Here is a 23,510-nt window from a genome sequence, read left to right on the forward strand (position 1 = left end):
TAAGTGTCCTGAAGGGTTGTTCGAGACTAGAACGTTGATAGGCAGGGTGTGTAAGCGTTGTGAGGCGTTGAGCTAACCTGTACTAATTGCCCGTGAGGCTTAACCATACAACACCCAAGGGGTTTTGATGGACTCAATAAAGAACATTGAATGTAGTGTAGAACGAAACAGCTTTCCGAATTAAAGAATTTTCTCGATGACAATAGCATTGTGGACCCACCTGATTCCTTGCCGAACTCAGAAGTGAAACGCAATAGCGCCGATGGTAGTGTGGGGCTTCCCCATGTGAGAGTAGGACATCATCGGGATTTGATTTTTTTTTCACTTTTTTAAAAAGTGAAGACAAAAGCAGGAACCACGTTGAAAGACGTGTTTACCGCTGCGGAGCGGTAGTTCAGTTGGTTAGAATACCGGCCTGTCACGCCGGGGGTCGCGGGTTCGAGTCCCGTCCGCTCCGCCACTTATATTAGCCCGATGCGAAAGCGTCGGGCTTTTTAGTTTCTGGTAGTTCATCCCTTGCAGGGATGTCGAGTCCCGGTCGTGCGCGACCCCGGCCACTCCGCCACTTATCAAGAAGCCTCGTCGAAAGACGGGGCTTTTTTGCGTCTGGAACCTGCAGAGTCGACTGTGAGTTTTGGGGTATTGGTTCGCGGGCGCTTCGCTCCGTGGTACGCGGGACGAGGAAGGGCAGTACTCTCATCCTGAGAAAGGTATTTGCTGTAATCACGCTTAAGTTTCTGTGCAAAAAAGAGTTGCAGGTGTACAGAATGATCTGAAACCCTTCTTACAGAACCACAGAACCACAGAACCACAGAACCACAGAACCACAGAACCACAGAACCACAGAACCACAGAACCACAGAACCACAGAACCACAGAACCACAGAACCACAGAACCACAGAACCACAGAACCACAGAATCGCTCACGTCCCTCGCAGCAAAGCGCCCTCGTACCTTTTCCCTCGACATCTCTCACCCTCTGTTATAATCTGGCCATATAGACGTCTAAAAACTTTAGGGAGAAAGTGAGATGCCGATTAAAGTGCCTGATCAATTGCCGGCTCTGGATGTGTTACGGAATGAGAACATCTTTGTGATGTCTGAGAGTCGTGCGACGACTCAGGAGATACGGCCGCTGAAGGTACTGATCCTTAATCTGATGCCAAAGAAGATAGAAACTGAGACCCAGTTTCTGCGCTTGTTGTCTAACTCGCCGCTTCAGGTTGATATAGAGCTGCTGCGTATTGATAACCGGCCAAGTAAGAACACGCCAACCGAACACCTGGACAACTTCTATCGTCAGTTTGAATCGGTGAAGAACCGTAACTTTGATGGTCTGATTATCACAGGTGCGCCGCTTGGCCTGGTGCAGTTTGAGGATGTGATCTACTGGGAACACCTGCAGACCATAATGAATTGGGCGAACAGGCACGTTACCTCAACCTTGTATGTTTGCTGGGCAGCTCAGGCCGGACTTAAGCTCCTGTATAACCTGCCAAAGCGCACCCGCAAAGAGAAGCTCTCCGGGGTTTATAACCATACTATCCATCATCCTTATCATCCGCTTCTGCGTGGATTTGACGATAGTTTTCTGGCTCCTCACTCCCGCTATGCAGACTTTTCGCCAGAGTACCTGGAAGAACACACTGACCTGGATATCCTGGCAACGTCAGATGTGGCCGGTGTTTACCTTGCAGCAACCAAAGATAAGCGGAATGTGTTTGTGACCGGCCATCCGGAATACGATTCGCATACCCTGCACAACGAATACACCCGGGACCTTGGGGAAGGGATGGAGCCGGCTATTCCGGTTAACTACTACCCCAATGACAATCCGGATAACCCACCGATCGCCAGCTGGCGCAGCCATGGCCATTTGCTGTTTGCCAACTGGCTGAACTATTGTGTTTACCAGCAGACGCCATATGACCTGGAGCACTTCTCTGAAGAGAACTTTACTGTCGATGACTGATACCAAAAGGGCTGCCACTGACAGCCCTTGTTTTTATACCAGTTCCATCAATTATCTGATCATCCTGGCTGGTCCAAATGTCCAGTAGCCGCGTCAAAAATCGTATCCCTGGTCCCCGCTAGGCATAAGATTTTTTCCTTGCTACTGAACATTTGTCCTGCGCTAATACTGAACACATAATTAATAGAACTGGTATTACTTTTCCGCCTGTTTGGCTTTTTCAATCATTGAGGTGATGGTTGAGCCCTGAACAAGGATTGAGAACACAACCACTGCGTAGGTCATCACCAGAATGATCTCTTTCACATCGATCAGTTTGTCCGGTACCACCAGGATGCCGGATGGGACTGAAAGCGCCATCGCCAGCGCGAGCCCGCCTCTCAATCCACCCCAGGTGAGTATTCTTACTGACCAGGGATTGTAACTGCGGCAGCGCTCAAAGCCGAGATAAGCCAGCTTAACACTGATATAGCGTACGCCAAGTACCAGCGGCACAGCAGTGGCCATCAGCAGCCAGTCTTCAGAGTGGAACTTAAACAGCAGCATCGACATACCGATCAGCAGGAACAGAACACCATTGAGAAACTCATCGACCAGCTCCCAGAAATGGTCCAGGTGTTCTTCACTCTCTCTGGAAAAGCCGACAAAGCGGGTCCAGTTACCGATCATAATTCCGGATACGACCATCGCCAGTGGGCCGGATACATGGATGACATCAGCAAACACATAGCCTGCGGTAGGGACACCAATGGTCAGCAGCAATTCCATAGAGTGGTCATTGGTTGCACTGATCAGGTAATGGAAAAGCAGCCCCAGCAGCAGGCCATAGACGATACCTCCGACGGCTTCCTGCAAAAACAGCAGGCTGACTCCGCTGAAAGTCGGCGCTTCTCCGCCAAATGCCAGTGAGTAGAGAGTAACGAAGATTACCAGGCCAAAACCATCGTTAAACAGTGACTCTCCCTCTATCTGGATAGAAATTTGTTCGGGTGCGTTTAGTTTTTTCACGATCGCCAGCACTGCAATGGGGTCGGTCGGTGAGATCAGCGCGCCAAACAGCAGGCAGTAGACAAAATCCAGCGGGATGCCGATCAGCTTACAGATACCATATAAACCAGCCCCGATAAGGAAAGTGGAGACCAGGGTTGCACCCAGTGCCAGAATGGTGATTTCCCATTTCTGAGCTTTCATATTGGGCAGCTTTATTCCCAGCCCACCAGCGAAGAGCAGAAATCCCAGCACGCCTTTGAGCAGGAAGGATTCAAAATTGATAGCAGCCATGGTTTCAACGGCAATATCTGTAAGATAAAACCAGTCATTCTGACCGGCAATAATGATCAGCAGTGACAGCAGCAGTGCGCCTGCCGTGATGGCAATAGTGGTTTGCATTCCAACCAGCTTACTGTTGATAAAAGCGATCAACATCGCGGCGGCGGAAAGAAAACAGAGAGTGTAATAAACCGACATACTTTCCCATTTGTAACAAAATGTGAATTTACCGGATTTTGTATTGGCTGACGTTAAATAGCAATTGCTTTTTGAGATAAAAAAGATAGCGTGGAGTAACCTGTCATTAACAAGCTGGCTTGTTTTAGACGTCTGGATTTCTATAAGGCGTATGGTAGGATGGAGTGATAAATCAAGGAAAGAGGCTGTAGTGTGGCTGGAAGCAAGTTAAGAGAACAAATTGAAGCGCAATTGGCACAACGGATTTTGCTGATCGACGGTGGTATGGGCACCATGATCCAGGGCTATAAGCTGGAGGAGAAAGACTACCGTGGTGAGCGCTTTGCCGACTGGCATTGTGATCTGAAAGGGAACAACGATCTTTTGGTGCTGACGCAGCCGGATCTGATCAAAGAGATCCATGGTCAGTACCTGGAAGCCGGGGCTGATATCCTCGAAACCAATACCTTTAACGCTACGACTATCGCGATGGCCGACTATGATATGGAGTCGCTCAGCGAAGAGATTAACTTTGAAGCAGCACGCCTGGCGCGACTTGCTGCAGACGAGTGGAGTACTCCAGAGCGCCCGCGCTATGTGGCGGGTGTTCTCGGCCCTACCAACCGGACCTGTTCTATTTCACCGGATGTAAATGATCCGGGATTTCGTAATGTCAGCTTTGATGATCTGGTCGAAGCTTATTCTGAATCCACCCGGGCGCTTATCAAAGGTGGCTCGGATCTGATCCTGATCGAAACCATTTTCGATACCCTTAACGCCAAAGCGTGTGCTTTTGCGGTTGAGTCGGTGTTTGAAGAGCTGGGTACTGAGCTGCCGGTAATGATCTCCGGTACCATCACCGATGCTTCCGGACGTACCCTTTCCGGTCAAACCACAGAAGCTTTCTATAATGCGCTTCGTCACGTAAACCCGGTTTCATTCGGCCTTAACTGTGCTCTGGGCCCGGATGAACTGCGTCAGTACGTCGAAGAGCTGTCGCGTATTAGTGAGTGTCATGTATCAGCTCACCCGAACGCTGGTCTGCCGAATGCCTTTGGTGAATATGATCTTTCACCAGAAGATATGGCTGTACATATCAGGGAGTGGGCAAAAGCCGGCTTCCTTAACATGGTTGGCGGCTGTTGTGGTACCACGCCCGACCATATTCGTCAGATGGCGAATGCGGTGGAAGGAGTGAAGCCCCGTGCCTTGCCTGAGCTTAAGGTCGCCTGTCGCCTGTCCGGCCTGGAGCCACTGACCATAGAGAAAGAGACGCTGTTTATTAACGTCGGTGAACGGACCAACGTAACGGGTTCGGCGCGATTTAAACGTCTGATCAAAGAAGAATTGTACGATGAAGCGCTGGAAGTCGCGCGTCAGCAGGTAGAAAACGGTGCACAGATCATTGATATCAATATGGATGAAGGCATGCTCGATGCTGAGGCATGCATGGTGCGTTTTCTTAACCTGTGCGCCTCTGAGCCGGAGATCTCCAAAGTACCGGTGATGGTCGACTCTTCCAAGTGGGAAGTGATCGAAGCTGGCCTGAAGTGTATTCAGGGCAAGGGTATTGTTAACTCTATCTCGCTGAAAGAGGGTAAAGAGAAGTTTGTTCAGCAGGCGAAGCTGATCCGCCGCTACGGTGCGGCCGTGATTGTGATGGCGTTTGATGAAGTTGGCCAGGCGGAAACCCGTGAGCGTAAGCTTGAAATCTGCAGCAAGGCTTACCGCATCCTGGTCGATGAAGTCGGCTTCCCGCCGGAAGATATTATCTTTGACCCGAACATCTTTGCAGTCGCGACCGGTATCGATGAGCACAATAACTACGCGGTCGACTTTATCGAAGCGGTGGCCGATATTAAGCGCGACCTGCCACATGCCATGATTTCTGGTGGCGTTTCTAATGTTTCTTTCTCTTTCCGTGGCAATAACTACGTTCGCGAAGCGATACACGCGGTGTTCCTCTACCACTGTTTTAAAAATGGTATGGATATGGGGATCGTTAACGCCGGTCAGCTTGAAATTTATGACAACGTTCCTGAGAAGCTGCGTGATGCCGTGGAAGATGTGGTACTTAACCGCCGTGATGATGCAACCGAGCGGTTGCTGGATATTGCGGAAGAGTACCGGGCAAATGCGGTCGGTAAGCAGGATGATGCCTCAGCATTATCGTGGCGCAGCTGGCCGGTTGCCAAGCGCCTTGAGCATGCTCTGGTGAAAGGGATTACCGAATTCATCGTAGAAGATACCGAAGAAGCAAGGGTGAACGCTTCCAGGCCGCTGGAAGTGATCGAAGGACCACTGATGGACGGCATGAACGTGGTCGGTGACCTGTTTGGTGAAGGTAAGATGTTCCTGCCTCAGGTCGTGAAATCGGCGCGGGTAATGAAGCAGGCTGTTGCTCACCTGGAACCTTATATTAATGCACAGAAGCAATCCGGGTCCTCCAACGGAAAGATCCTGCTGGCGACCGTAAAAGGTGACGTGCACGATATCGGTAAGAACATCGTCGGCGTGGTACTGCAGTGTAATAACTTTGAAATTATCGACCTGGGCGTGATGGTGCCCTGCGAGCAGATCCTGAAAGTCGCCAAAGAAGAGAATGTCGATATCATCGGTCTGTCCGGACTTATCACCCCGTCGCTGGATGAGATGGTACACGTCGCTAAAGAGATGGAGCGCCAGGGCTTTGAGTTGCCTCTGCTGATCGGTGGGGCAACGACGTCGAAAGCGCATACTGCGGTGAAGATCGAGCAGAACTATCACAAGCCGGTGGTTTATGTGAACAACGCTTCACGGGCGGTTGGTGTGTGTACCTCACTGCTGTCTGATGAGCTGCGCCCGGCCTTTGTGGAGAAGCTGGACCTCGACTACGAACGGGTGCGTGATCAGCACAACCGCAAGAAGCCGCGCACGGCACCGGTAACCCTGGAGAAAGCCCGGGCAAACAGAGCAGCGATTGACTGGCAGGAGTATACCCCTCCGGTTCCGGCCAAACCTGGAGTGCATGTATTCGATGATTTTGATGTTGCGACCCTGCGTAACTATATTGACTGGACACCGTTCTTTATGACCTGGTCGCTGGTAGGCAAGTTCCCGGCGATCCTGGAGCACGAAGAGGTCGGGGAAGAAGCGAAACGCCTCTATCAGGACGCTTGTGAGTGGCTGGACAGAATTGAGAGCGAAGGCCTGATGAAGGCCCGTGGTATGTGTGCCCTGTTCCCGGCGGCCAGCGTGGGTGATGATATTGAGGTCTACAGCGATGAGTCCCGCACAGAGGTGGCGCATGTGCTGCGCAACCTCCGTCAGCAAACCGAGAAGCCGAAAGGTTACAACTACTGCCTGGCCGACTATATCGCGCCAAAAGAGAGCGGCAAGCCTGACTGGATCGGAGCCTTTGCCGTGACCGGTGGTGTTGGCGAGCGGGAACTGGCGGATGAGTTTAAAGCCAGAGGCGATGACTACAACGCGATCATGATCCAGGCGGTCGCAGACCGGCTGGCAGAAGCTTTTGCTGAGTACCTGCACGAAAAAGTCCGCCGTGAGATCTGGGGCTACTCTCCGCAGGAGAATCTCTCTAACGATGATCTTATCCGGGAGAAATACCAGGGCATCCGCCCGGCACCAGGTTACCCGGCCTGCCCGGAACACACCGAAAAAGGTACTCTGTGGGAGATGCTGAACGTTGAACAAACCATAGGTATGTCACTCACTTCCAGCTACGCTATGTGGCCTGGCGCATCGGTTTCCGGCTGGTACTTCTCGCACCCGGACTCCCGCTACTTCGCCATCGCCCAAATCCAGCCGGATCAGGTTGAAGACTATGCGAGCCGTAAAGGCTGGACACTGGAAGAAGCAGAGAAGTGGTTAGGGCCGAATATAAACTAAGGTCGCGGTGAAGGTATAGTGCCAAAAAAGGAAAGGAGCGGGTTTAAACAGCCGGCTCCTTTTTTTGATCTTGATGGTGTGTGGTTCGCGGTCCTGGGGTTGCGGGTTTTGTTTTGCAGATCGTGATATAACCCGGTAGCTTTCTCACCGAGCACCGAGCACCGAGCACCGAGCACCGAGCACCGAGCACCGAGCACCGAGCACCGAGCACCGGGAGCCTGTTTCTGGCTCTGCCAGTCCTCGTCCCCCGTATCACGAAACCTCGTTACCAGTTTTTTACTCAAACAACTCCGCATGCAGCGCCTGGACCGCGCTTCTTGCCACTGATTCATGTACCAGGAAGCACAGGTTGTGTGGGCTGGCACCGTAACAGATCATGCGCAGGTTGACGTCTTCCAGGGTGCTGAATACCTGTTTGGCGTAGCCTTTGCTGTCACTCATATTGTTACCGATAAGCGCCACCAGGCTCAGGCCGTGCTCTACTTCTACTGAGCACATGGCTTCAAGCTCTTCCCGTGCGGCCTGCGGAAGCTGTGGTGGCCCGCCAGCGGTGTTGGTTTGATCCAGGGTCAGGGAGACACTTACTTCAGAGGTAGTGATCAGATCCACCGATACTTTGTGTTTCGCCAGGATCTTGAAAGCTTCCGCCAGGAAGCCGTATGCCTGGAACATGTTCAGGCTGCGCAGGGTAACCATGGTCTGATTGCCGCGCAGTGCAAGTGCCCGGAACAGAGGCGCTGTTTCTGCCTGCTGGCGGATCCAGGTGCCGCCTTTTTCCGGTGCTTTTGATGAACCGACGAAGACCGGGATCTGATGGCGCAGGGCTGGCATCAGGGTTGAAGGGTGAAGGATTTTGGCGCCAAAGTTTGCCATCTCAGAGGCTTCACTGAAGCTGATCTCAGGGATCGGTGAGGCTTTTGGTGCAATACGCGGGTCTGTAGTGTAGATCCCTGGTACATCGGTCCAGATCTCCAGCCCCTGAGCTTCGACCGCTTCTGCGATTAGTGCAGCGCTGTAGTCACTGCCACCACGGCCAAGGGTTGTGGTGCAGCCCTCTGCATCGCTGCCGATAAAGCCCTGAGTGATCACTACCTGCTGCTGACACAGAGGAACCAGTTTTTCTTTGGCCAGAGCGGCAATCTCGTCCAGCTGAGGTTCAGCAGCACCATGGTTGGCATCCGTACGCAGTACATCACGGATATCGAAGCGGACCGCATCGACCCCACGTTCGCGCATCAGCTGAGTCAGTATGTGAGTAGACATCAGTTCACCGCAGGCTACCAGGTGGTCGGTGAGTTTATCGCTGGTCTGGATGGCGGCAGCTTCTGCAGTGGTGGCCACGGTATCCAGCACCTGTTTTACCAGAGCGGCTGTTTCTTCTGCATTATTAAGCTGGGTGAGTATCCGGTTATGGATCTCTGCCAGTTGTGACAGCAGTTCAACGCGTCTCGCGGAGTCAGCGGTGCCATTGGCCAGTTCAACCAGAATATTGGTCACGCCGGAGCAGGCACTGCTCACGACCAGGCGGGTGCCGGGGTTGGCTTCAATAATAGCCGAACATCGGCTCATGGCTTCGAAATCAGCGACGCTGGTGCCGCCAAATTTTGCAACGGTGAAAGTGCTCACGGTGGGATCTCCCAAATTTCCTGAAATTATTTACAAGTGATCAATACTGGATCACTCAACATCCGATGTTGAAGAGAGAAAGCGGGCGGAGGAATGTTACTTACATTTTTATTGTGAGAAGTGCTCCGCCGTGGCGACAGTTGCCAGGATTCAGCCTGGGCAACCGACAGAGAAGTGTCACGTCACTGCTCTGTCTCGGCGCTGCTCCCCATCAGCAGCCAGTCTGGGTTCGTGAAACCACTGGCGGCCTGCCTGGGCAGCGCTCCTCTTCTGCATATTTTTCATTGAACGTTTTTCCGCCGGTAATGTCAATCCGATTTGCTGTAGTAAATTTACCATTGTTAAAAAAAGATCAGAGGGACCCGACTTCAGTCGCATTGCTGCGGTAAACTATTCAGGTTAACCTGAAACATTCTGATAACAACAACGAAAAGGCTCTCCATGACTATTTCCAGCTTTAATCCTCCGCATCGTACCCTTATGGGACCCGGGCCATCGGATATTTATCCTCATGTTTTGCAGGCGCTCAGCCGTCCCACTATCGGTCATCTCGATCCTCTGTTTATTCAGATGATGGATGAACTCAAGCAGCTGCTTAAATACGCATTCCAGACTGAGAACGAGTTTACAATCGCAGTATCAGCCCCGGGCAGTGCCGGGATGGAAGCCTGCTTTGTTAACCTGGTCGAACCGGGTGACAAAGTGATTGTCTGCCGCAATGGCGTTTTTGGCGAACGGATGCGGGAAAATGTAGTTCGCTGTGGTGGCGAAGTCGTACTGGTGGATGACGAATGGGGCGCACCGGTAAGCGCTGATAAAGTCGCGCAGGCATTTGAGCTGCACCCGGATGCGAAGCTGCTGGCGTTTGTTCATGCTGAAACTTCAACCGGTGCCCTGTCGGATGCAAAAAAGCTGGCCGGGCTTGCCAGGCAGTATGGTGCGCTGACCATCGTTGATACGGTGACATCGCTGGGCGGTGTCCCGGTTCTGGTGGATGAGTGGGGGCTGGATGCTGTTTACTCCGGCAGTCAGAAGTGCCTTTCCTGCGTGCCTGGTCTGGCGCCGCTGACTTTTTCTGCTAAAGCGGTTGAGAAGATAAAGCAACGGAAAACGCCGGTGCAAAGCTGGTTCCTCGACCAGAGCCTGGTACTGGGCTACTGGAGCGGGGAAGGGAAACGCAGCTATCACCATACTGCGCCGGTCAACAGCCTGTATGCCCTGCATGAAGCACTGCTGCAACTGAAAACCGAAGGGTTGGAGCAGGCCTGGCAGCGTCATTCTCAAATGCATCAGCAGCTGAAAACCGGCCTGGAAGCGATGGGCTTTCGTTTTGTGGTGGATGAAGCATATCGCCTGCCTCAGCTCAATGCGGTCTATGTGCCGGAAGGCATTGATGAAGCGGCGGTGCGCAGTCATCTGCTCAATACTTACAACCTGGAAGTTGGCGCTGGTCTGGGAGCTCTGGCTGGTAAAGCCTGGCGTATAGGCCTGATGGGGTATGGTGCAAGGGCAGAAAACGTGGCCCTGTGCCTGAAGGCTCTGCAGGATTCACTGAACTGAAGCTAAAAAAGGAGAGCAATCTTGCTCTCCTTTCGGTTATTTGGCCTTAGCACCGGAAACGGCCTGTGAAGTGGCCGCCGAAGGCGGTTGATAGTGCACTTTACTGAAATCTTTCTGCGGAAACAGAAACTTTGCTTCCGCCCGGATTTGTTCCGCTTTTTGTTCCATGCCTACTCCCTGATAAGCCAGAATCAGGTTGGTATAAAATGCCGGACGCGGCTTTTGCGGAATGATCTCCAGAGACCAGTCGATATATGGCTGGATTAGCTTTTTATCCTGAGTGTACAGACCAATCGTCAGGTAAGTGCTGTAAACACTCCAGTCAAACCTGTCTTTCCATACTACCGGGTTGGTGACTTTTTCCAGCAGTTCAGGCTGGCGCGGCTGGGAACGCTCGAACTGCGTCAGGATATAGTTGGTATGCAGCGCGCTCAGCATATAAAAGCTGGTAACGATCGGCACAATCAGGCTGGTGGAGGCGAGCAAAACAGATGAAATCCGCGACAGCTTACCCTGACGATATTTGGCAGTACGCTGATCCAGCCAGTAGAGCAGAATAATAAAACTGACCCAGTGTATCGCAGAGTGATAGAAAGGGTACTCAAGCTGAGAGTGCACCACCAGTGGTGTCAGCAGCGCCAGCATGGCCACACGGGTACCTTTACGTGCTCCGGATATTTTATACAGAATAAACAGCGCGGTCAGCACCAGGGCGAAAACCGGCAGCAGGCCACCTTCAACGCCCCATATCATCAGCTCGTTGTGGGGGTGGTCCAGAGCCGGAAGCCCCGGATGGTAGTCAGGGTTGAGCTGGTGCTGTCTGGCAGTATAGAGCATGTAGGCAGACTCAAAATGACCATAACCATAACCGGTGACCGGCTTTTCAATGATCATATCGATTGCTTGTGGAAAGTGAAACTCACGGGCACTTTCCAGGGAGGTTTTCTGCTCCAGCAGGTGTCCGGCATCTCCATTCTGGCTGAGTGCGGGCAGATAAAGGCCGATAAGAATACCTGCCGTAAGGCTTACAGCCCAGGCGCCAAAACGACGTTTGGTGGTAAAGCGCCACAGGTAAGGCACTATCAGGGCCACCCCAAGTACAGCGCCCAGCCAGCCGGTACGGGACGCCAGTACAATCAGCAGCGGAACAGTCATTAATGGCGTGCATACCAGCAGCCCAAGCTGACTGATCTGTCTGCGGTATTTGTTTGGCTGACGGGCCAGCAGGTAGGCGGAGAGGACCAGGCCGGTGGCCAGAAAACTGGCCATGACATTCGGTTGCTGGAAGATCCCGTAAGGCCGGTTGGAGACTGTGTCATAACCAAGTGGATTGCCCGGCTCGAGCAGCAGGTACTGCACCCAGCCAAACAACGCCTCAATGATCACGCCAAGCAGAATAAACCACAGCAGGCGCTGCTTCTGCTTATTGCTGAACGGAAACTGCTGCAGCAGCACAAACAGGGCAAAGCCGGCCCACAGGCCGGTGATGCGGCCAATCGCCTGACCGACGATGGCGTCTGGCAGCAAAATCGGAGCGGTAAGAACAGCACAGCACAGCAGTAAAACAATGGTCAGCTTGGAGTAACGCAGGCGGCGGGTTCGGGATACCTGATAACAGCCCACGGCGACTGCAATACTGATGGTGATCCAGCTTGCGTCGTTAAACGACAGCGCCAGTCCGGAGCCGCCCGGGTTGGGCATAAAGAAATGCATTGTCACCAGAAAGGTGGCGGCCAGTGCGGCAAGAAACCGGCGGTTAAGCGGAGTCCGGGGTTTTCCGGACTCCAGCGACGTTCCGCTTACAAGCAGGGTTGCCATGAAAAAGTTACCTGTACTGAGAAACTAACTCCCCAGATAGTAACACTTTTTATCCCAGCATTGGTTTCAGGAATCGGGCGGTGTGAGAGCCTTCGACTTCTGCCACCTCTTCAGGGGTACCTTCAGCAATGATTTCACCGCCTCCCTGGCCGCCCTCCGGTCCCAGGTCCACGATCCAGTCCGCTGTTTTAATCACATCGAGGTTGTGTTCGATAACGACGACAGTATTGCCGTGATCGCGCAGACGATGCAGGACATTCAGCAGCTGCTGAATATCATGGAAATGCAGGCCGGTAGTTGGCTCATCCAGAATGTACAGGGTTTTGCCGGTATCACGTTTGGACAGCTCACGGGCCAGTTTTACCCGCTGCGCTTCACCGCCGGAAAGGGTGGTTGCTGCCTGGCCCAGCCGGATATAGGAGAGGCCAACATCCATCAGGGTCTGAAGTTTACGGGCGATAACCGGTACCGGGTCAAAAAACTCACGGGCGTCTTCAACCGTCATCTCCAGAACTTCATCGATGCTCTTGCCCTTATAGCGCACTTCCAGGGTTTCCCGGTTGTAGCGCTTGCCTTTACATACATCACACGGTACATACACATCCGGCAGGAAGTGCATTTCTACTTTGATTACCCCGTCACCCTGACAGGCTTCACAGCGTCCGCCACGCACGTTAAAGCTGAATCGGCCTGGTTTGTAACCGCGTGAGCGGGATTCCTGGGTACCGGCAAACAGTTCGCGGATCGGGGTAAAGATCCCGGTATAGGTCGCCGGGTTGGAACGCGGGGTACGGCCGATAGGACTCTGGTCTATATCGATGACCTTGTCAAAATGTTCCAGACCTTTGATCTTCTTAAACGGTGCCGGAGTAGCAACTGTTGCGCCATTGAGCCGGGTCTGGGCGATCTTGTAGAAAGTATCATTGATCAGGGTCGACTTGCCCGAGCCTGATACACCGGTAATACAGGTAAACAGGCCTACCGGAATCGACAGGTCTACCTGTTTCAGGTTGTTGCCTGAAGCGCCGCTGAGCTCAACCACTTTTTTGCGGTCACGCGGGGTACGCTGCTGTGGAATCGCGATGCACTGTTTACCGCTCAGGTACTGACCGGTCAGGGATTCAGGGGTGTCGAGAATGGTCTGCATATCACCCTGTGCCACCACCTCACCGCCGTGTACACCGGCGCCCGGGCCGATATCGATAATATGATCGGCGCAGCGAATGGCGTCTTCATCATGCTCAACCACCAAAACGGTATTGCCCAGATCCCGCAGGTGGGTCAGGGTCTTGAGCAGCCGCTCGTTATCGCGCTGGTGCAGGCCGATGGAAGGCTCGTCGAGTACATACATTACCCCGACCAGGCCGGCACCGATCTGGCTGGCCAGACGGATCCGCTGGGCTTCACCCCCGGAGAGGGTTTCAGCGCTGCGCGACAGGTTGAGATAGTTCAGGCCGACATTAACCAGAAAGTGCAGCCGGTCATTGATCTCTTTGAGCACTTTCTCTGCGATTTGGGCTTTCTGGCCGCTTAGTTCAAGCTGACTGAAGAACTCCATTGCGCCGCTGATGCTCATTTCTACGATTTCCGGCAGGGCGACATCCTGGATAAATACGTTGCGTGCTTCGGTGCGCAACCGGGTACCGCCACAGCCTGAACAGGATTTGGTAGAGATATATTTGGCCAGTTCTTCACGTACCGCGTTGGATTCTGTATCCCGGTAGCGTCTTTCGAGGGTGTTCAGGATCCCTTCAAACGGATGGCGTTTGATCCGGCTGTCGCCGCGGTCATTGATATAGACGAACTCGACTTCGGTGCGTCCGGACCCTTTGAGAATGATCTCCCGTATTGGTTTGGAGAGAGATTTAAATGGCACATCCAGAGAAAAGTCGTAGTGTTTGGCCAGTGAGCTCAGCATCTGGAAGTAGTAGTAGTTCTTTTTATCCCAGCCGCGGATAGCGCCTTCTGCCAGACTCAGGCTGTCATCCAGGATCACCCGGTCAGGGTCAAAATATTGCTGAACGCCCAGGCCATCACAGGTATGACAGGCACCGGCCGGGTTGTTAAAGGAGAACAGGCGTGGTTCCAGTTCCTGCATGCTGTAGCCACAGTGCGGGCAGGCAAAGTTGGCAGAAAAGACCAGCTCTTCGCCTTCCGGTTTATCCATGTCAGACACGACGGCAATGCCACCGGAGAGTTCAAGCGTAGTCTCAAACGATTCTGCCAGGCGTTGCTGCAGGTCCGGGCGGACTTTAAAGCGGTCAACCACGACTTCGATGGTGTGCTTTTTATGCAGCTCCAGCGTTGGTGGATCGGACAGGTCACAGGTCTCTCCATCGATACGGGCGCGGATAAAGCCCTGTGCAGCCAGGTTGGCCAGGGTCTTGACGTGTTCGCCTTTGCGCTCTTTTACGATAGGTGCCAGCAGCATCATTTTGCTGCCTTCGGGCAGTTCCAGCACTTTGTCCACCATCTGGCTGATGGTTTGGGCGGCCAGCGGCACTTTGTGCTCCGGACAACGCGGCTCACCGACACGGGCATAGAGCAGACGCAGGTAGTCGTACACTTCGGTAATGGTACCCACAGTCGAACGTGGGTTATGCGAAGTCGATTTCTGCTCGATAGAGATGGCCGGTGACAGGCCCTCGATATGGTCAACGTCCGGTTTTTCCATCAGTGACAGAAACTGGCGTGCATAAGCCGACAGGGATTCAACATAACGGCGCTGCCCTTCCGCATACAGGGTATCAAAAGCCAGCGAGGATTTACCTGAGCCGGAAAGACCGGTGATCACGATAAGTTTATCGCGTGGGATCGTCAGGTTGATGTTTTTGAGGTTATGGGTGCGGGCGCCGCGTACGTCAATACTGTCCATATCTTCAGCTCAGTGGAGGATGATGGGCATCAGTATTACACAGCTTAGCAATTGTGCAAATAAATTACTGGATAAAAAAACAGTAAAGCGGCAACAAAGGTTGCCGCTGACAGGAAGGGATCAGTCTTCTTTTTGGGTCGAATGTTTGTCCAGTTCGACTTTTTGTTTGTCTTTCTGGTACAGGTTCTCGTAGCAGTAGTTGGTCGCTTCGATATAGCCCTCTACGCTGCCGCAGTCAAAGCGCTTGCCTTTGAATTTGTACGCCAGTACGCAGCCGGCTTTTGCCTGCTTGAGCAGGGCGTCGGTGATCTGGATTTCACCGCCTTTGCCAGGTTCGGTTTGCTCGATCAGTTCGAAAATGTCCGGTGTCAGGATGTAACGGCCAATGATAGCCAGATTGCTTGGCGCAGTGCCTGGTTCTGGTTTCTCAACCATGTTATCTACACGGAACAGGTCGTCTTTGATCATCTCACCAGAAATCACGCCGTATTTATGGGTCTCATCTTCCGGTACTTCCTGCACAGCAACAATAGAACAGCGGAACTGCTTGTACAGCGCTACCATCTGGCCCAGTACGCCCTGGTCTTCGTTAACACACAGGTCATCAGCCAGTACCACGGCAAACGGGTTGTCACCAACCAGTTCACGGCCGGTCAGGATGGCGTGGCCCAGGCCTTTCATCTCACGCTGACGGATGTAGGTGAAGTGTGCCGATTCAATCAGGTTACGCACATCGGTCAGCAGTTCTTCTTTATTGGTGCCGCTGATCTGGTGTTCCAGTTCGTAGTTTTTGTCAAAGTGGTCCATGATCGAGTGCTTGCCGCGGCCGGTTACGATGCACATGCCGTCCATTCCTGCTTCAATCGCTTCCTCTACCCCGTATTCGATCAGGGGTTTGTTCACCACCGGCATCATCTCTTTGGGCATGGACTTGGTAGCGGGAAGAAAACGGGTTCCGTAACCGGCGGCCGGGAAAAGGCACTTTTTGATCATTATAAATTCCTGTTTAATCAACTGAGTCTGGCCAGACTTTATCATTTTGTCATGGCAGAACAAATCATTGGGCTGAAAAATGATGGCTGAATTCCGTAATAAAGCGTTCCAGTTCACTTTCCGGCAGATGGTTGATACCGGCTGCTGCCTTTCGTCCGCCCCCGGTTTCAAACCGGGTTGCAAGGGTATCGGCGCCAAAGCGATTATCCAGCGGTGCCCGGATGCTGACCTGCCAGCCCTCTGTATTGAGCGGTGTCAGTACCGCATGAGCCAGGGCCGGGGCCTGATTGGCAAGCTGGTTGGCAAGTACGCCGGTTACCCGGCGGGCCCAGGTTTCCCGCGGGAGAATAAACACCCGTCCGGTTTTGTTTTGCCAGTGACAGGCAAGGGCTTTGGATTGTGCCATGTCCTGCTGGTAGCGGGTTTTGAGCCGGTCAAACAGCTCAGATTGCTGGTGGATAAAATCCAGCGCTGAGCGGAAGCCTGCCAGTTTTTGGTACAGCTCTGCCGGGTGGAGCAGAAGGTCCCCTTCGCTCAGGCCGTAGCTGTTGTAATTCAGATACGTTCCAAGCTGATAGAGTTTGTCCCGGTCTGGTGTGGATAGTCCCTGCTGTTTACACAGAGTATCGGCTACCTGAATCAGGTTATCTCCATAGGCTCCGGTTATCGCCCACTCCCTGAACCTTCCGTTAAGGTGCCGGTCGATGATCAGCGCGGTGCAGGTGTTGGCGGCCGGATTGATCTGTGCCTGAAGGCCCGGATGCTGAGGGATATCGCCTGGCTGGTGATGGTCGGCATAGAACACCTGGCAGCCGGTTTCGAGCATTCTGATAAGAGACGACTGGTTTTTCGCCATGGATATATCGAGTACGGTCAGCTGGTCTCCGTTTTCCGGATGGATCTTTTCAAGCAGTTTAATATCGCGTTTGATTCCGGTGATAAGCTTTGCTTTTCGTGGTTTGTTCAGCCGCAGCTGGTGTAGTGCGGTAATGCCGTCAGCATCTCCGTTAAAAATGTCGTAAGCAGCCATAAATCATCCCTGAAGCTGTATGGACGGATTACGTTAGCACAGAAGCCCGGGTTTCGGTATCAGGCTATATAAACCGGTGGGATAAGCAGGGTGGGCCCGAAGTGTCCGGGGGATCACAGCGGGCCCTGACTGGTAATTCGGATTAACGCAGGTAGTGGTTTGCCCACGCCATCGCCTGCAGGCGGTTTTTCACTTCCAGTTTGCGGAAGATGTTATACAAGTGGCTTTTGATGGTGTTTTCGCTCAGAAACAGGTCATCGGCGATCTGGTTATTGGAAGCGCCGGTACGCAGGCTTTGCAATACGTCGATTTCTCTGCGGGTCAGGCCAAGGTTATGAGTTGGCCGGTAGAGGGAAAGCTGCTCCTGGTAATGGTCGATCATCTGGGTCATCACTTCGCGTTTCAGCCAGTTGTGGCCCTGATTGATGGCCATGATCGCTTCAGCCAGTGAGGCTACTGGCTCATCTGAGCGGAATGTACCGCGCAGTTTTGGCCACTGGAGGATCTCGCTCAATGGCAGATGCCCGTGCTGATTGAGGAAGACCACACTCGGCAGGCGGGGAAGCAGCAACAGTTGCTGATTGATATAGCCAAGTCGTGACAGATACTTGGTATCAACCAGCAGGATGATGTCATCTCCTTCAAGCTGAAACAGGTCAAACAGCTGATAATCGAGCACTTTAACTTCGGCTCTTAAGTGAGCGGTAAGGTTCTCAGCCAGGGCCCGGCTTTGCAGCTCGCCATCGCTGAGATAGTAATAACGGGTAATTACTGAGTTTTCCATTCCATTCCCTGAGAGTCAGTGATTAATCTGGATGGAATGATATTCGGTATATATGATTGATATAAATACTAATATGCAATTTGCTGTTTATTGCCGGAGACTTTGCGGCGGGCTTCGAAAACCGGCAGGTAACTGATATTTTTGCAGGCGGTAACTTTGCGAGCGCGGGCGTGATAAAGGATATGGCTGTTGCTATCGGTGGGAGGGGGAAGGAAGATGCTTCTCGGTTCTCGGTTCTCGGTTCTCGGTTCTCGGTTCTCGGTTCTCGGTTCTCGGTTCTCGGTTCTCGGTTCCCGGAGTTCTCGGTGAGCTGTTCTGCCTTTGACCGATTTGTGCTGACCGGCAAACGTGGTATCCTAGACCGCTTGGAAATTTTAGCCTAATCCCATTAATACGGAGCGAAACATGGCAAGCCGTGGAATTAACAAAGTTATTTTAGTCGGTAACCTGGGCAATGACCCGGAAATTCGTTACATGCCAAACGGCGGTGCCGTAGCGAATATTACAATCGCAACTTCTGAAAGCTGGCGCGACAAAGCGACCGGTGAACAACGTGAGAAAACTGAATGGCACCGTGTGGTACTGTTTGGAAAACTGGCCGAAGTAGCGGGCGAGTACCTGCGTAAAGGCTCTCAGGTTTACATTGAAGGTCAGCTGCAGACACGTAAGTGGCAGGATCAGTCAGGTCAGGACCGCTACTCAACAGAAGTTGTGGTACAGGGCTTTAATGGCGTGATGCAAATGCTTGGCGGCCGTCAGCAGGGCCAGGGCGCTCCGATGCAGGGCGGTATGGGTCAGCAGCAACAGCAGGGTGGCTGGGGGCAGCCACAGCAGCCGGTTCAGCAGGCTCCTCAGCAGCAACAGCAGGCGGCTCCACAGGCAGCGCCGCAACCAGCTCAGCCTCAGTACAATGAGCCACCAATGGATTTTGACGACGATATTCCGTTTTAATCGTCGCACAGTTCGTTATTTTTACACTAAGGCCGCGAATTTTCGCGGCTTTTGTTTATCTTTTGCAATGAAAAACTTGTTTAGAAGCCAGAGCCTTATCAGAATAGATATTGTTCAGTTTCTCACTAATTGCCTGAAAGGATTCTGCTCTTGGCCCGGTATACCCCAACGCTCAAACTGAGTACCCGATTGGTAGCATTTGTTACCATGATCGTTGTCGTGGCGATGTTTATCCTGTTTGTCGGAACCACGTTTTCTTTCAAGCGTATTGGTCAGGAGTATGTGCACCACTACGTGGAAGGGGTGGTGGAGATCATTGATGAAGAGCTTAACGACCCTGACGCGGCTCGTTCGATGGCTGGCTGGCTGCCAAAAATGCTCAAAGCCAGTGATATTCTGCAGATGGAGATTCGCTCAGAATCCGGCGTTCTTTATCAGTTTAAAGACACCAGCAGTACAGTGGATCCGACCCGGGTCTCCACCCTCGGGTTTCCTTTGCCAGGTCATCCTGAGTATACCGTCGAATTTAAAATGGTTCCCCTCTACCTCACCGCCAGTTACTCACTGACTGCTATGTCCTCTATCACCCTGGCGGTCGGGGTAATTGTATTCTTTCTGATGCAGGGGCTGAAGTGGCTCAAATTACAGTTATATGGCTCCGAGCTTCTGGAAGAGCGGGGGCGAATGATCCTCGCTGGCCGGGCTCAGGAGTATAAAACCGGTGATGAAAGAGAGTGGCCTTACACCGCGAGTGAGGCACTTGACCGGCTGATCGATGAGCTCAACGATGCCCGCCAGGAGCGAAGCCGGTTTGATACCTTTATCCGCACCCACACTTTTCTTGACCAGTTGACCGGTGCTGCTAACCGGGTGCTGTTTGATTCAAAACTCGAAGCGGCTCTGCATGAAGGCGGGGCGTCCGGAGGAGTACTGCTGCTCAGGATTAATGACTGGGATGCTGCCGGTGAACAGCACACGAAAGAAGAGTGCGACCAGTTCATCGTCGAAGTTGGGCGGATCATCTCCAATATTGTGCAGAAGTACCCGGATGTCATCTTTGCCCGCTACTATGCGGCCGAGTTTGCAGTGCTTATCCCTCATCAGAGCGCCAAAGATATTGCCATGGTAGCCACCCAGTGCATCCGTCAGCTGGAGAAGCTGACCACACTGGCTGCGCTGGACCCGGATAACTGGTGCCATATCGGCATTACCATGTATCAGGAAGGGGAGCGCCGGGGCTATATTCTGGAAGAGATAGAAAACGCGGTTCGTTCGGCTCAACTGGAGCAGCACAACGCGTGGAGCCGGTATAAAAAGCAGAGTCTCAATTATGAGACGCGTGGTACGGTACGCTGGCGAACCCTGTTTGATAAATCGATCAAACCAGATAAACTGCATATATACCAACAGCCATGCTATATAACTGAGAACAATCAGAATAAACAGCTACATATGGAACTGTTTGCCCGGCTGCCGGATGATCAGACCGGAACCGTGATTAAAGCTTCCCGTTTCAGTGCCGCGCTGGAGCAGGTCGGTTATGAGACTCAGCTCGACAGGGCGGTGGTCACAAAAATACTCAGTTGGCTGAGGGCTGATACTCAACAAGTATGTTATTCTGTCAACCTTAATGTATTGCCATTTAAGCAAAAAGCGTATGTTCGCTGGTTCCGGGATGAGCTGCTTCAGCTGCCCGCCGTCACCCGGCGTCAGCTCAGTTTTGAGTTTGTAGAAGGTCAGCTGGTGAAGCACCTGGACTTTATCCGCCCGGTGATCCGGATGATTTCGGGGCTGGGGTGCCCGGTGATTGTGCAGCAGGCCGGACGAACTATCACCAGTACCCACTATATTAAGGATCTCGGTATCGATTATCTCAAGCTGCACCGCAGCCTGAGTAAACGTATTGATCAGAGGCAGGAAAATCAGCTGTTTATTCGCAGCCTGATTGGTGCATGTATTGATAGTCCGACTAAAGTTATAGCAGTGGGTGTTGAAAGAGAAGCCGAGTGGCAGACTCTGATACAACTAGGGGTGGATGGTGGCCAGGGGCGTCTGTTTGATAAAGAAACCCAGTTGCTGCCGCTTGTCACCGCAAAGAAAGTGACCGCTGGGCGCCGCAACCGCTGGCGGGCCAGGAAGTAAGTGAGATTATTACCATATGAAGAGCTTTGCCTCGTTGATTGACAAACTGCGTCATCGTAAAGGCAGTGCCGGACAGATCAGTGTCGCGGTGCTCGAAGATGCCGTATACCTTGCCAAAGGCAAAGAAAACAGCCGGTTTGAAATCGAGTCTGCCGGCTGGCTTCAGACGCTGACCGATGCGCTGACGGAACATGCTCAGCCGGGCGATCAGTTGATCGTGACGCTCAGCGCACACCATTATCAGACTTTCCAGCTGGAAAAGCCCGAGTTGCCACGTGAAGAGTGGCCGGTGGGGCTGCCATTCCTGCTCAAAGACCTGGTTTCTGAACGGGTGACGGATATCGTGGCAGACGCGATACCGCTGCCGGGCGGGAACCGCATTCAGGCCTATGTACTCAGCAAAAGAGTCCTGGCTCCCATTCTGGCTCTGTGCGAAAAGCTTCAGCTCTCCCTGTCTCACATCCTGCCGGAAGACGAACTATGGGGTCAGAGCCTGGCGGACATGCCAGACTTTCTTTTACTCCATCAGAGCACCAAAAGCAGTTTTAAAATCAGTGCATTTGTTGGTCACCAGGCCTGCTTTAACCGGACCATTCGCGGCGTATCAGCTCCGCTGACCGGGGAGATGGGCAGCAGCCTGCTTATTGATGGCCTGGCGCTGGAACTGCAGCGCTCGGTGGATTATCTCTCTTCCCAGGTGAAACAGGCTCAGTTCCACAAGCTGCATTTGTGTTGTGATGACGAAGATGATGCCGAGCTGGTACAGGCACTGGAAGAGCGTCTGAGCGTTAAAGTGCAGCCCCTTCAGGAACATAAAATCCAGTCCGGCCTGTTGCTCAGCACCCGCGCTGCACAGCACACCGACATTGGCATTAACCTCTATCCGGCTCACCTCAAGCCAAAAAAGGAGCTGTTTACCCTGCAGTCTGTCGTTGCAGGCTGGGGGGCGGTGGCGATCGTGATGGGGCTGGCCTATGGCTTTATCAGTTATCAGAACTCAGAGCGTCAGGCGCAGATCAGTCAGCTCAGCCAGCAGGCGGGGCAGATCAATCAGCAGTTGCAGCAATTACAGGCACTGGCGCAGCAGCACACACCGTCACCATCCAAACTGAATGCGGCAGAGCGGCTGGAGGCAGAAATCAATGCCAAGCAGGCATCCCTTGTGGCGGTAGGTCAGTTTAAACAGGCCAAACAGGCCGGTTATTCCGGGATCATGAGCGCGCTGGCGCGCCTTGGGCGTAATGACATCTCCCTGTCGAGTATTACCCTGAGCCCGAATGTACTCAATGTTACCGGGCTGGCCAGGGAGCCGAACTCCGTTCCTAACTGGATTAAACAGTTCCGCAATGAGCTGGATCTGGTCGGGCGTCGTTTCGAAGCGCTGAAGATAGGCCGTAACGAGGATGATGTCATCACCTTTGAGCTGGTTACCAAACGCGGGGGAAGTAAATAATGGAATGGTTTGACTCCCTGAGCGAAAAATTTTCCGCGCTCACCGGGCGGGAAAAATGGCTGATCCTGATCGGTGGGATGGTGGGTGTGATCATGTTAATGATGACCTTTTTGCTCGATCCGGCGCTGGCTAAAAAGCAGCAACAAATTAGTGAAAAACAGAGCATTGAGCAGAGTATCCAGCGGGCAAATAATGAAATTATCCGCGTCACGCAGCAACTGAAAACCGATCCGGACAAAGAGATCGATCTTCGCCTTGCTGATCTGCAAAAGCAGAGCGCTCTGCTCGACAGCCAGTTTGAAGAGATAGTGAAGAATCTGGTGACTCCTGATCAGATGGCCGGATTGCTTGAGCAGGTGCTGCTCGACAGCAAGGGCCTTAAGCTTCACTCGCTGGAATCCCTGCCGGCTGAGCCGGTTACTACCTCCCGGGGGGAGGGATACGCTGGTTACTATATTCATCCGGTAAGAATTCATCTTTCTGGTCAGTACTTTGCAATTCAGGCGTATTTATCCAAACTTGAAAGTATGCCGGTACGTTATTTCTGGCGCAGTTTTCAGTATCAGGTAAGTGAGTATCCACTCGCAGATTTGACCCTTGAAGTCTATACCCTGGGAACCGGACAGGAGTTTATTGGTGGGTAGATTAATTGTTGTAGTAGTGGCGACTGTGTTCAGTTTTTCTGTGAATGCCGCCCAGGACCCGACGGCACCGCTCGGCTGGACGGCACCGAAAAAAGCAACCGGGCAGACCCGGCCGAAAAAGCGTTTTCGCCTGCCCAGTCTGCAGTCCATCGTTTGTGAAAATGGCGCCGATTGTGTCGCGGTACTGGATAACAAAGTCGTTGCGCCGGGCGAAAAAGTAAACGGGTTTGTTGCCAGCCAGGTAACACCAGAGTTTGTCATCGTTAAACAGGGCGCCAGGCAGTGGCGTCTGGAGCTGTTTAGCAAAGAAGTGAAATATTGAGCCAG

General features: G+C 52.8%; 16 protein-coding genes, 1 tRNA gene, 2 rRNA genes and 1 riboswitch. Of the genes, 12 read left to right on the plus strand and 7 right to left on the minus strand.

Features of this window, described 5'->3' with window-relative positions; genetic code table 11:
* The 4 genes from ACVB80_RS13755 to metA form a co-directional block, all read left to right on the plus strand.
* Positions 1-107: ribosomal RNA gene (locus tag ACVB80_RS13755) — 23S ribosomal RNA — on the plus strand; the annotation flags it as partial.
* Positions 108-192: 85 nt separating this feature from the next.
* Positions 193-308 (plus strand): 5S ribosomal RNA (rrf, locus tag ACVB80_RS13760).
* A gap of 75 nt (positions 309-383) precedes the next feature.
* Positions 384-460 (plus strand) — tRNA-Asp (locus tag ACVB80_RS13765).
* Positions 461-1,031: 571 nt separating this feature from the next.
* Entirely contained in the window at positions 1,032-1,973 is a 942-nt protein-coding gene (metA, locus tag ACVB80_RS13770) for a homoserine O-succinyltransferase MetA (protein ID WP_481081863.1), read from the plus strand.
* Positions 1,974-2,168: 195 nt separating this feature from the next.
* Here metA and ACVB80_RS13775 read toward each other — a convergent pair whose 3' ends face one another.
* Positions 2,169-3,440, minus strand: a complete 1,272-nt coding sequence (locus tag ACVB80_RS13775; protein WP_481081864.1) for a cation:proton antiporter — start codon at positions 3,438-3,440, stop codon at positions 2,169-2,171.
* Positions 3,441-3,632: 192 nt separating this feature from the next.
* On the opposite strand from ACVB80_RS13775, the gene metH reads away from it, so the two are divergent.
* Positions 3,633-7,307, plus strand: coding sequence for a methionine synthase (metH, locus tag ACVB80_RS13780; protein ID WP_481081865.1), 3,675 nt, complete (start codon positions 3,633-3,635; stop codon positions 7,305-7,307).
* Positions 7,308-7,583: 276 nt separating this feature from the next.
* On the opposite strand, the gene lysC is transcribed toward metH, so the two are convergent.
* On the minus strand, positions 7,584-8,933 hold the full coding sequence (lysC, locus tag ACVB80_RS13785; protein WP_481081866.1) for a lysine-sensitive aspartokinase 3: 1,350 nt from the start codon (positions 8,931-8,933) through the stop codon (positions 7,584-7,586).
* Between the two features lie 110 nt (positions 8,934-9,043).
* Positions 9,044-9,211, minus strand: a riboswitch (Lysine riboswitch).
* Between the two features lie 163 nt (positions 9,212-9,374).
* Here lysC and ACVB80_RS13790 point away from each other — a divergent pair.
* Positions 9,375-10,493 carry a pyridoxal-phosphate-dependent aminotransferase family protein gene (locus ACVB80_RS13790; RefSeq protein WP_481081867.1) on the plus strand — a complete coding sequence of 373 codons (1,119 nt, stop codon included), beginning with the start codon at positions 9,375-9,377 and terminating at the stop codon, positions 10,491-10,493.
* A gap of 36 nt (positions 10,494-10,529) precedes the next feature.
* Here the strand turns inward: ACVB80_RS13790 and ACVB80_RS13795 are convergent, their stop codons facing one another.
* The 5 genes from ACVB80_RS13795 to ACVB80_RS13815 form a co-directional block, all read right to left on the minus strand.
* A complete protein-coding gene (locus ACVB80_RS13795) occupies positions 10,530-12,311 on the minus strand; it encodes a PglL family O-oligosaccharyltransferase (protein WP_481081868.1) in 1,782 nt (593 codons plus the stop codon).
* Between the two features lie 49 nt (positions 12,312-12,360).
* The gene (uvrA, locus tag ACVB80_RS13800) at positions 12,361-15,186 is read right to left on the minus strand and encodes an excinuclease ABC subunit UvrA (protein ID WP_481081869.1); all 2,826 of its coding nucleotides are present in this window, start codon (positions 15,184-15,186) and stop codon (positions 12,361-12,363) included.
* Between the two features lie 120 nt (positions 15,187-15,306).
* Positions 15,307-16,179 carry a UTP--glucose-1-phosphate uridylyltransferase GalU gene (galU, locus tag ACVB80_RS13805; protein WP_481081870.1) on the minus strand — a complete coding sequence of 291 codons (873 nt, stop codon included), beginning with the start codon at positions 16,177-16,179 and terminating at the stop codon, positions 15,307-15,309.
* Between the two features lie 64 nt (positions 16,180-16,243).
* Positions 16,244-17,209 carry a DHH family phosphoesterase gene (locus ACVB80_RS13810; RefSeq protein WP_481081871.1) on the minus strand — a complete coding sequence of 322 codons (966 nt, stop codon included), beginning with the start codon at positions 17,207-17,209 and terminating at the stop codon, positions 16,244-16,246.
* Positions 17,210-17,351: 142 nt separating this feature from the next.
* Entirely contained in the window at positions 17,352-17,993 is a 642-nt protein-coding gene (locus tag ACVB80_RS13815) for a LuxR C-terminal-related transcriptional regulator (protein WP_481081872.1), read from the minus strand.
* Between the two features lie 80 nt (positions 17,994-18,073).
* On the opposite strand from ACVB80_RS13815, the gene ACVB80_RS13820 reads away from it, so the two are divergent.
* From ACVB80_RS13820 to ACVB80_RS13845, 6 genes are all read left to right on the plus strand, one after another.
* Entirely contained in the window at positions 18,074-18,376 is a 303-nt protein-coding gene (locus ACVB80_RS13820) for a hypothetical protein (protein ID WP_481081873.1), read from the plus strand.
* A 22-nt stretch (positions 18,377-18,398) separates the two neighbouring features.
* On the plus strand, positions 18,399-18,944 hold the full coding sequence (locus tag ACVB80_RS13825) for a single-stranded DNA-binding protein (RefSeq protein ID WP_481081874.1): 546 nt from the start codon (positions 18,399-18,401) through the stop codon (positions 18,942-18,944).
* A 150-nt stretch (positions 18,945-19,094) separates the two neighbouring features.
* The gene (csrD, locus tag ACVB80_RS13830) at positions 19,095-21,086 is read left to right on the plus strand and encodes an RNase E specificity factor CsrD (protein WP_481081875.1); all 1,992 of its coding nucleotides are present in this window, start codon (positions 19,095-19,097) and stop codon (positions 21,084-21,086) included.
* A gap of 34 nt (positions 21,087-21,120) precedes the next feature.
* Complete coding sequence (locus ACVB80_RS13835) at positions 21,121-22,539, plus strand: MSHA biogenesis protein MshI (protein WP_481081876.1); 1,419 nt, start codon at positions 21,121-21,123, stop codon at positions 22,537-22,539.
* A complete protein-coding gene (gene pilO / locus ACVB80_RS13840) occupies positions 22,539-23,183 on the plus strand; it encodes a type 4a pilus biogenesis protein PilO (RefSeq protein WP_481081877.1) in 645 nt (214 codons plus the stop codon). Before ACVB80_RS13835 ends, pilO begins: the two co-directional genes overlap by 1 nt.
* On the plus strand, positions 23,176-23,505 hold the full coding sequence (locus tag ACVB80_RS13845) for an MSHA biogenesis protein MshK (RefSeq protein ID WP_481081878.1): 330 nt from the start codon (positions 23,176-23,178) through the stop codon (positions 23,503-23,505). Before pilO ends, ACVB80_RS13845 begins: the two co-directional genes overlap by 8 nt.
* Positions 23,506-23,510 lie beyond the last annotated feature (5 nt).

It is taken from the genome of Vibrio sp. 9-16B-A1, from assembly GCF_056726165.1.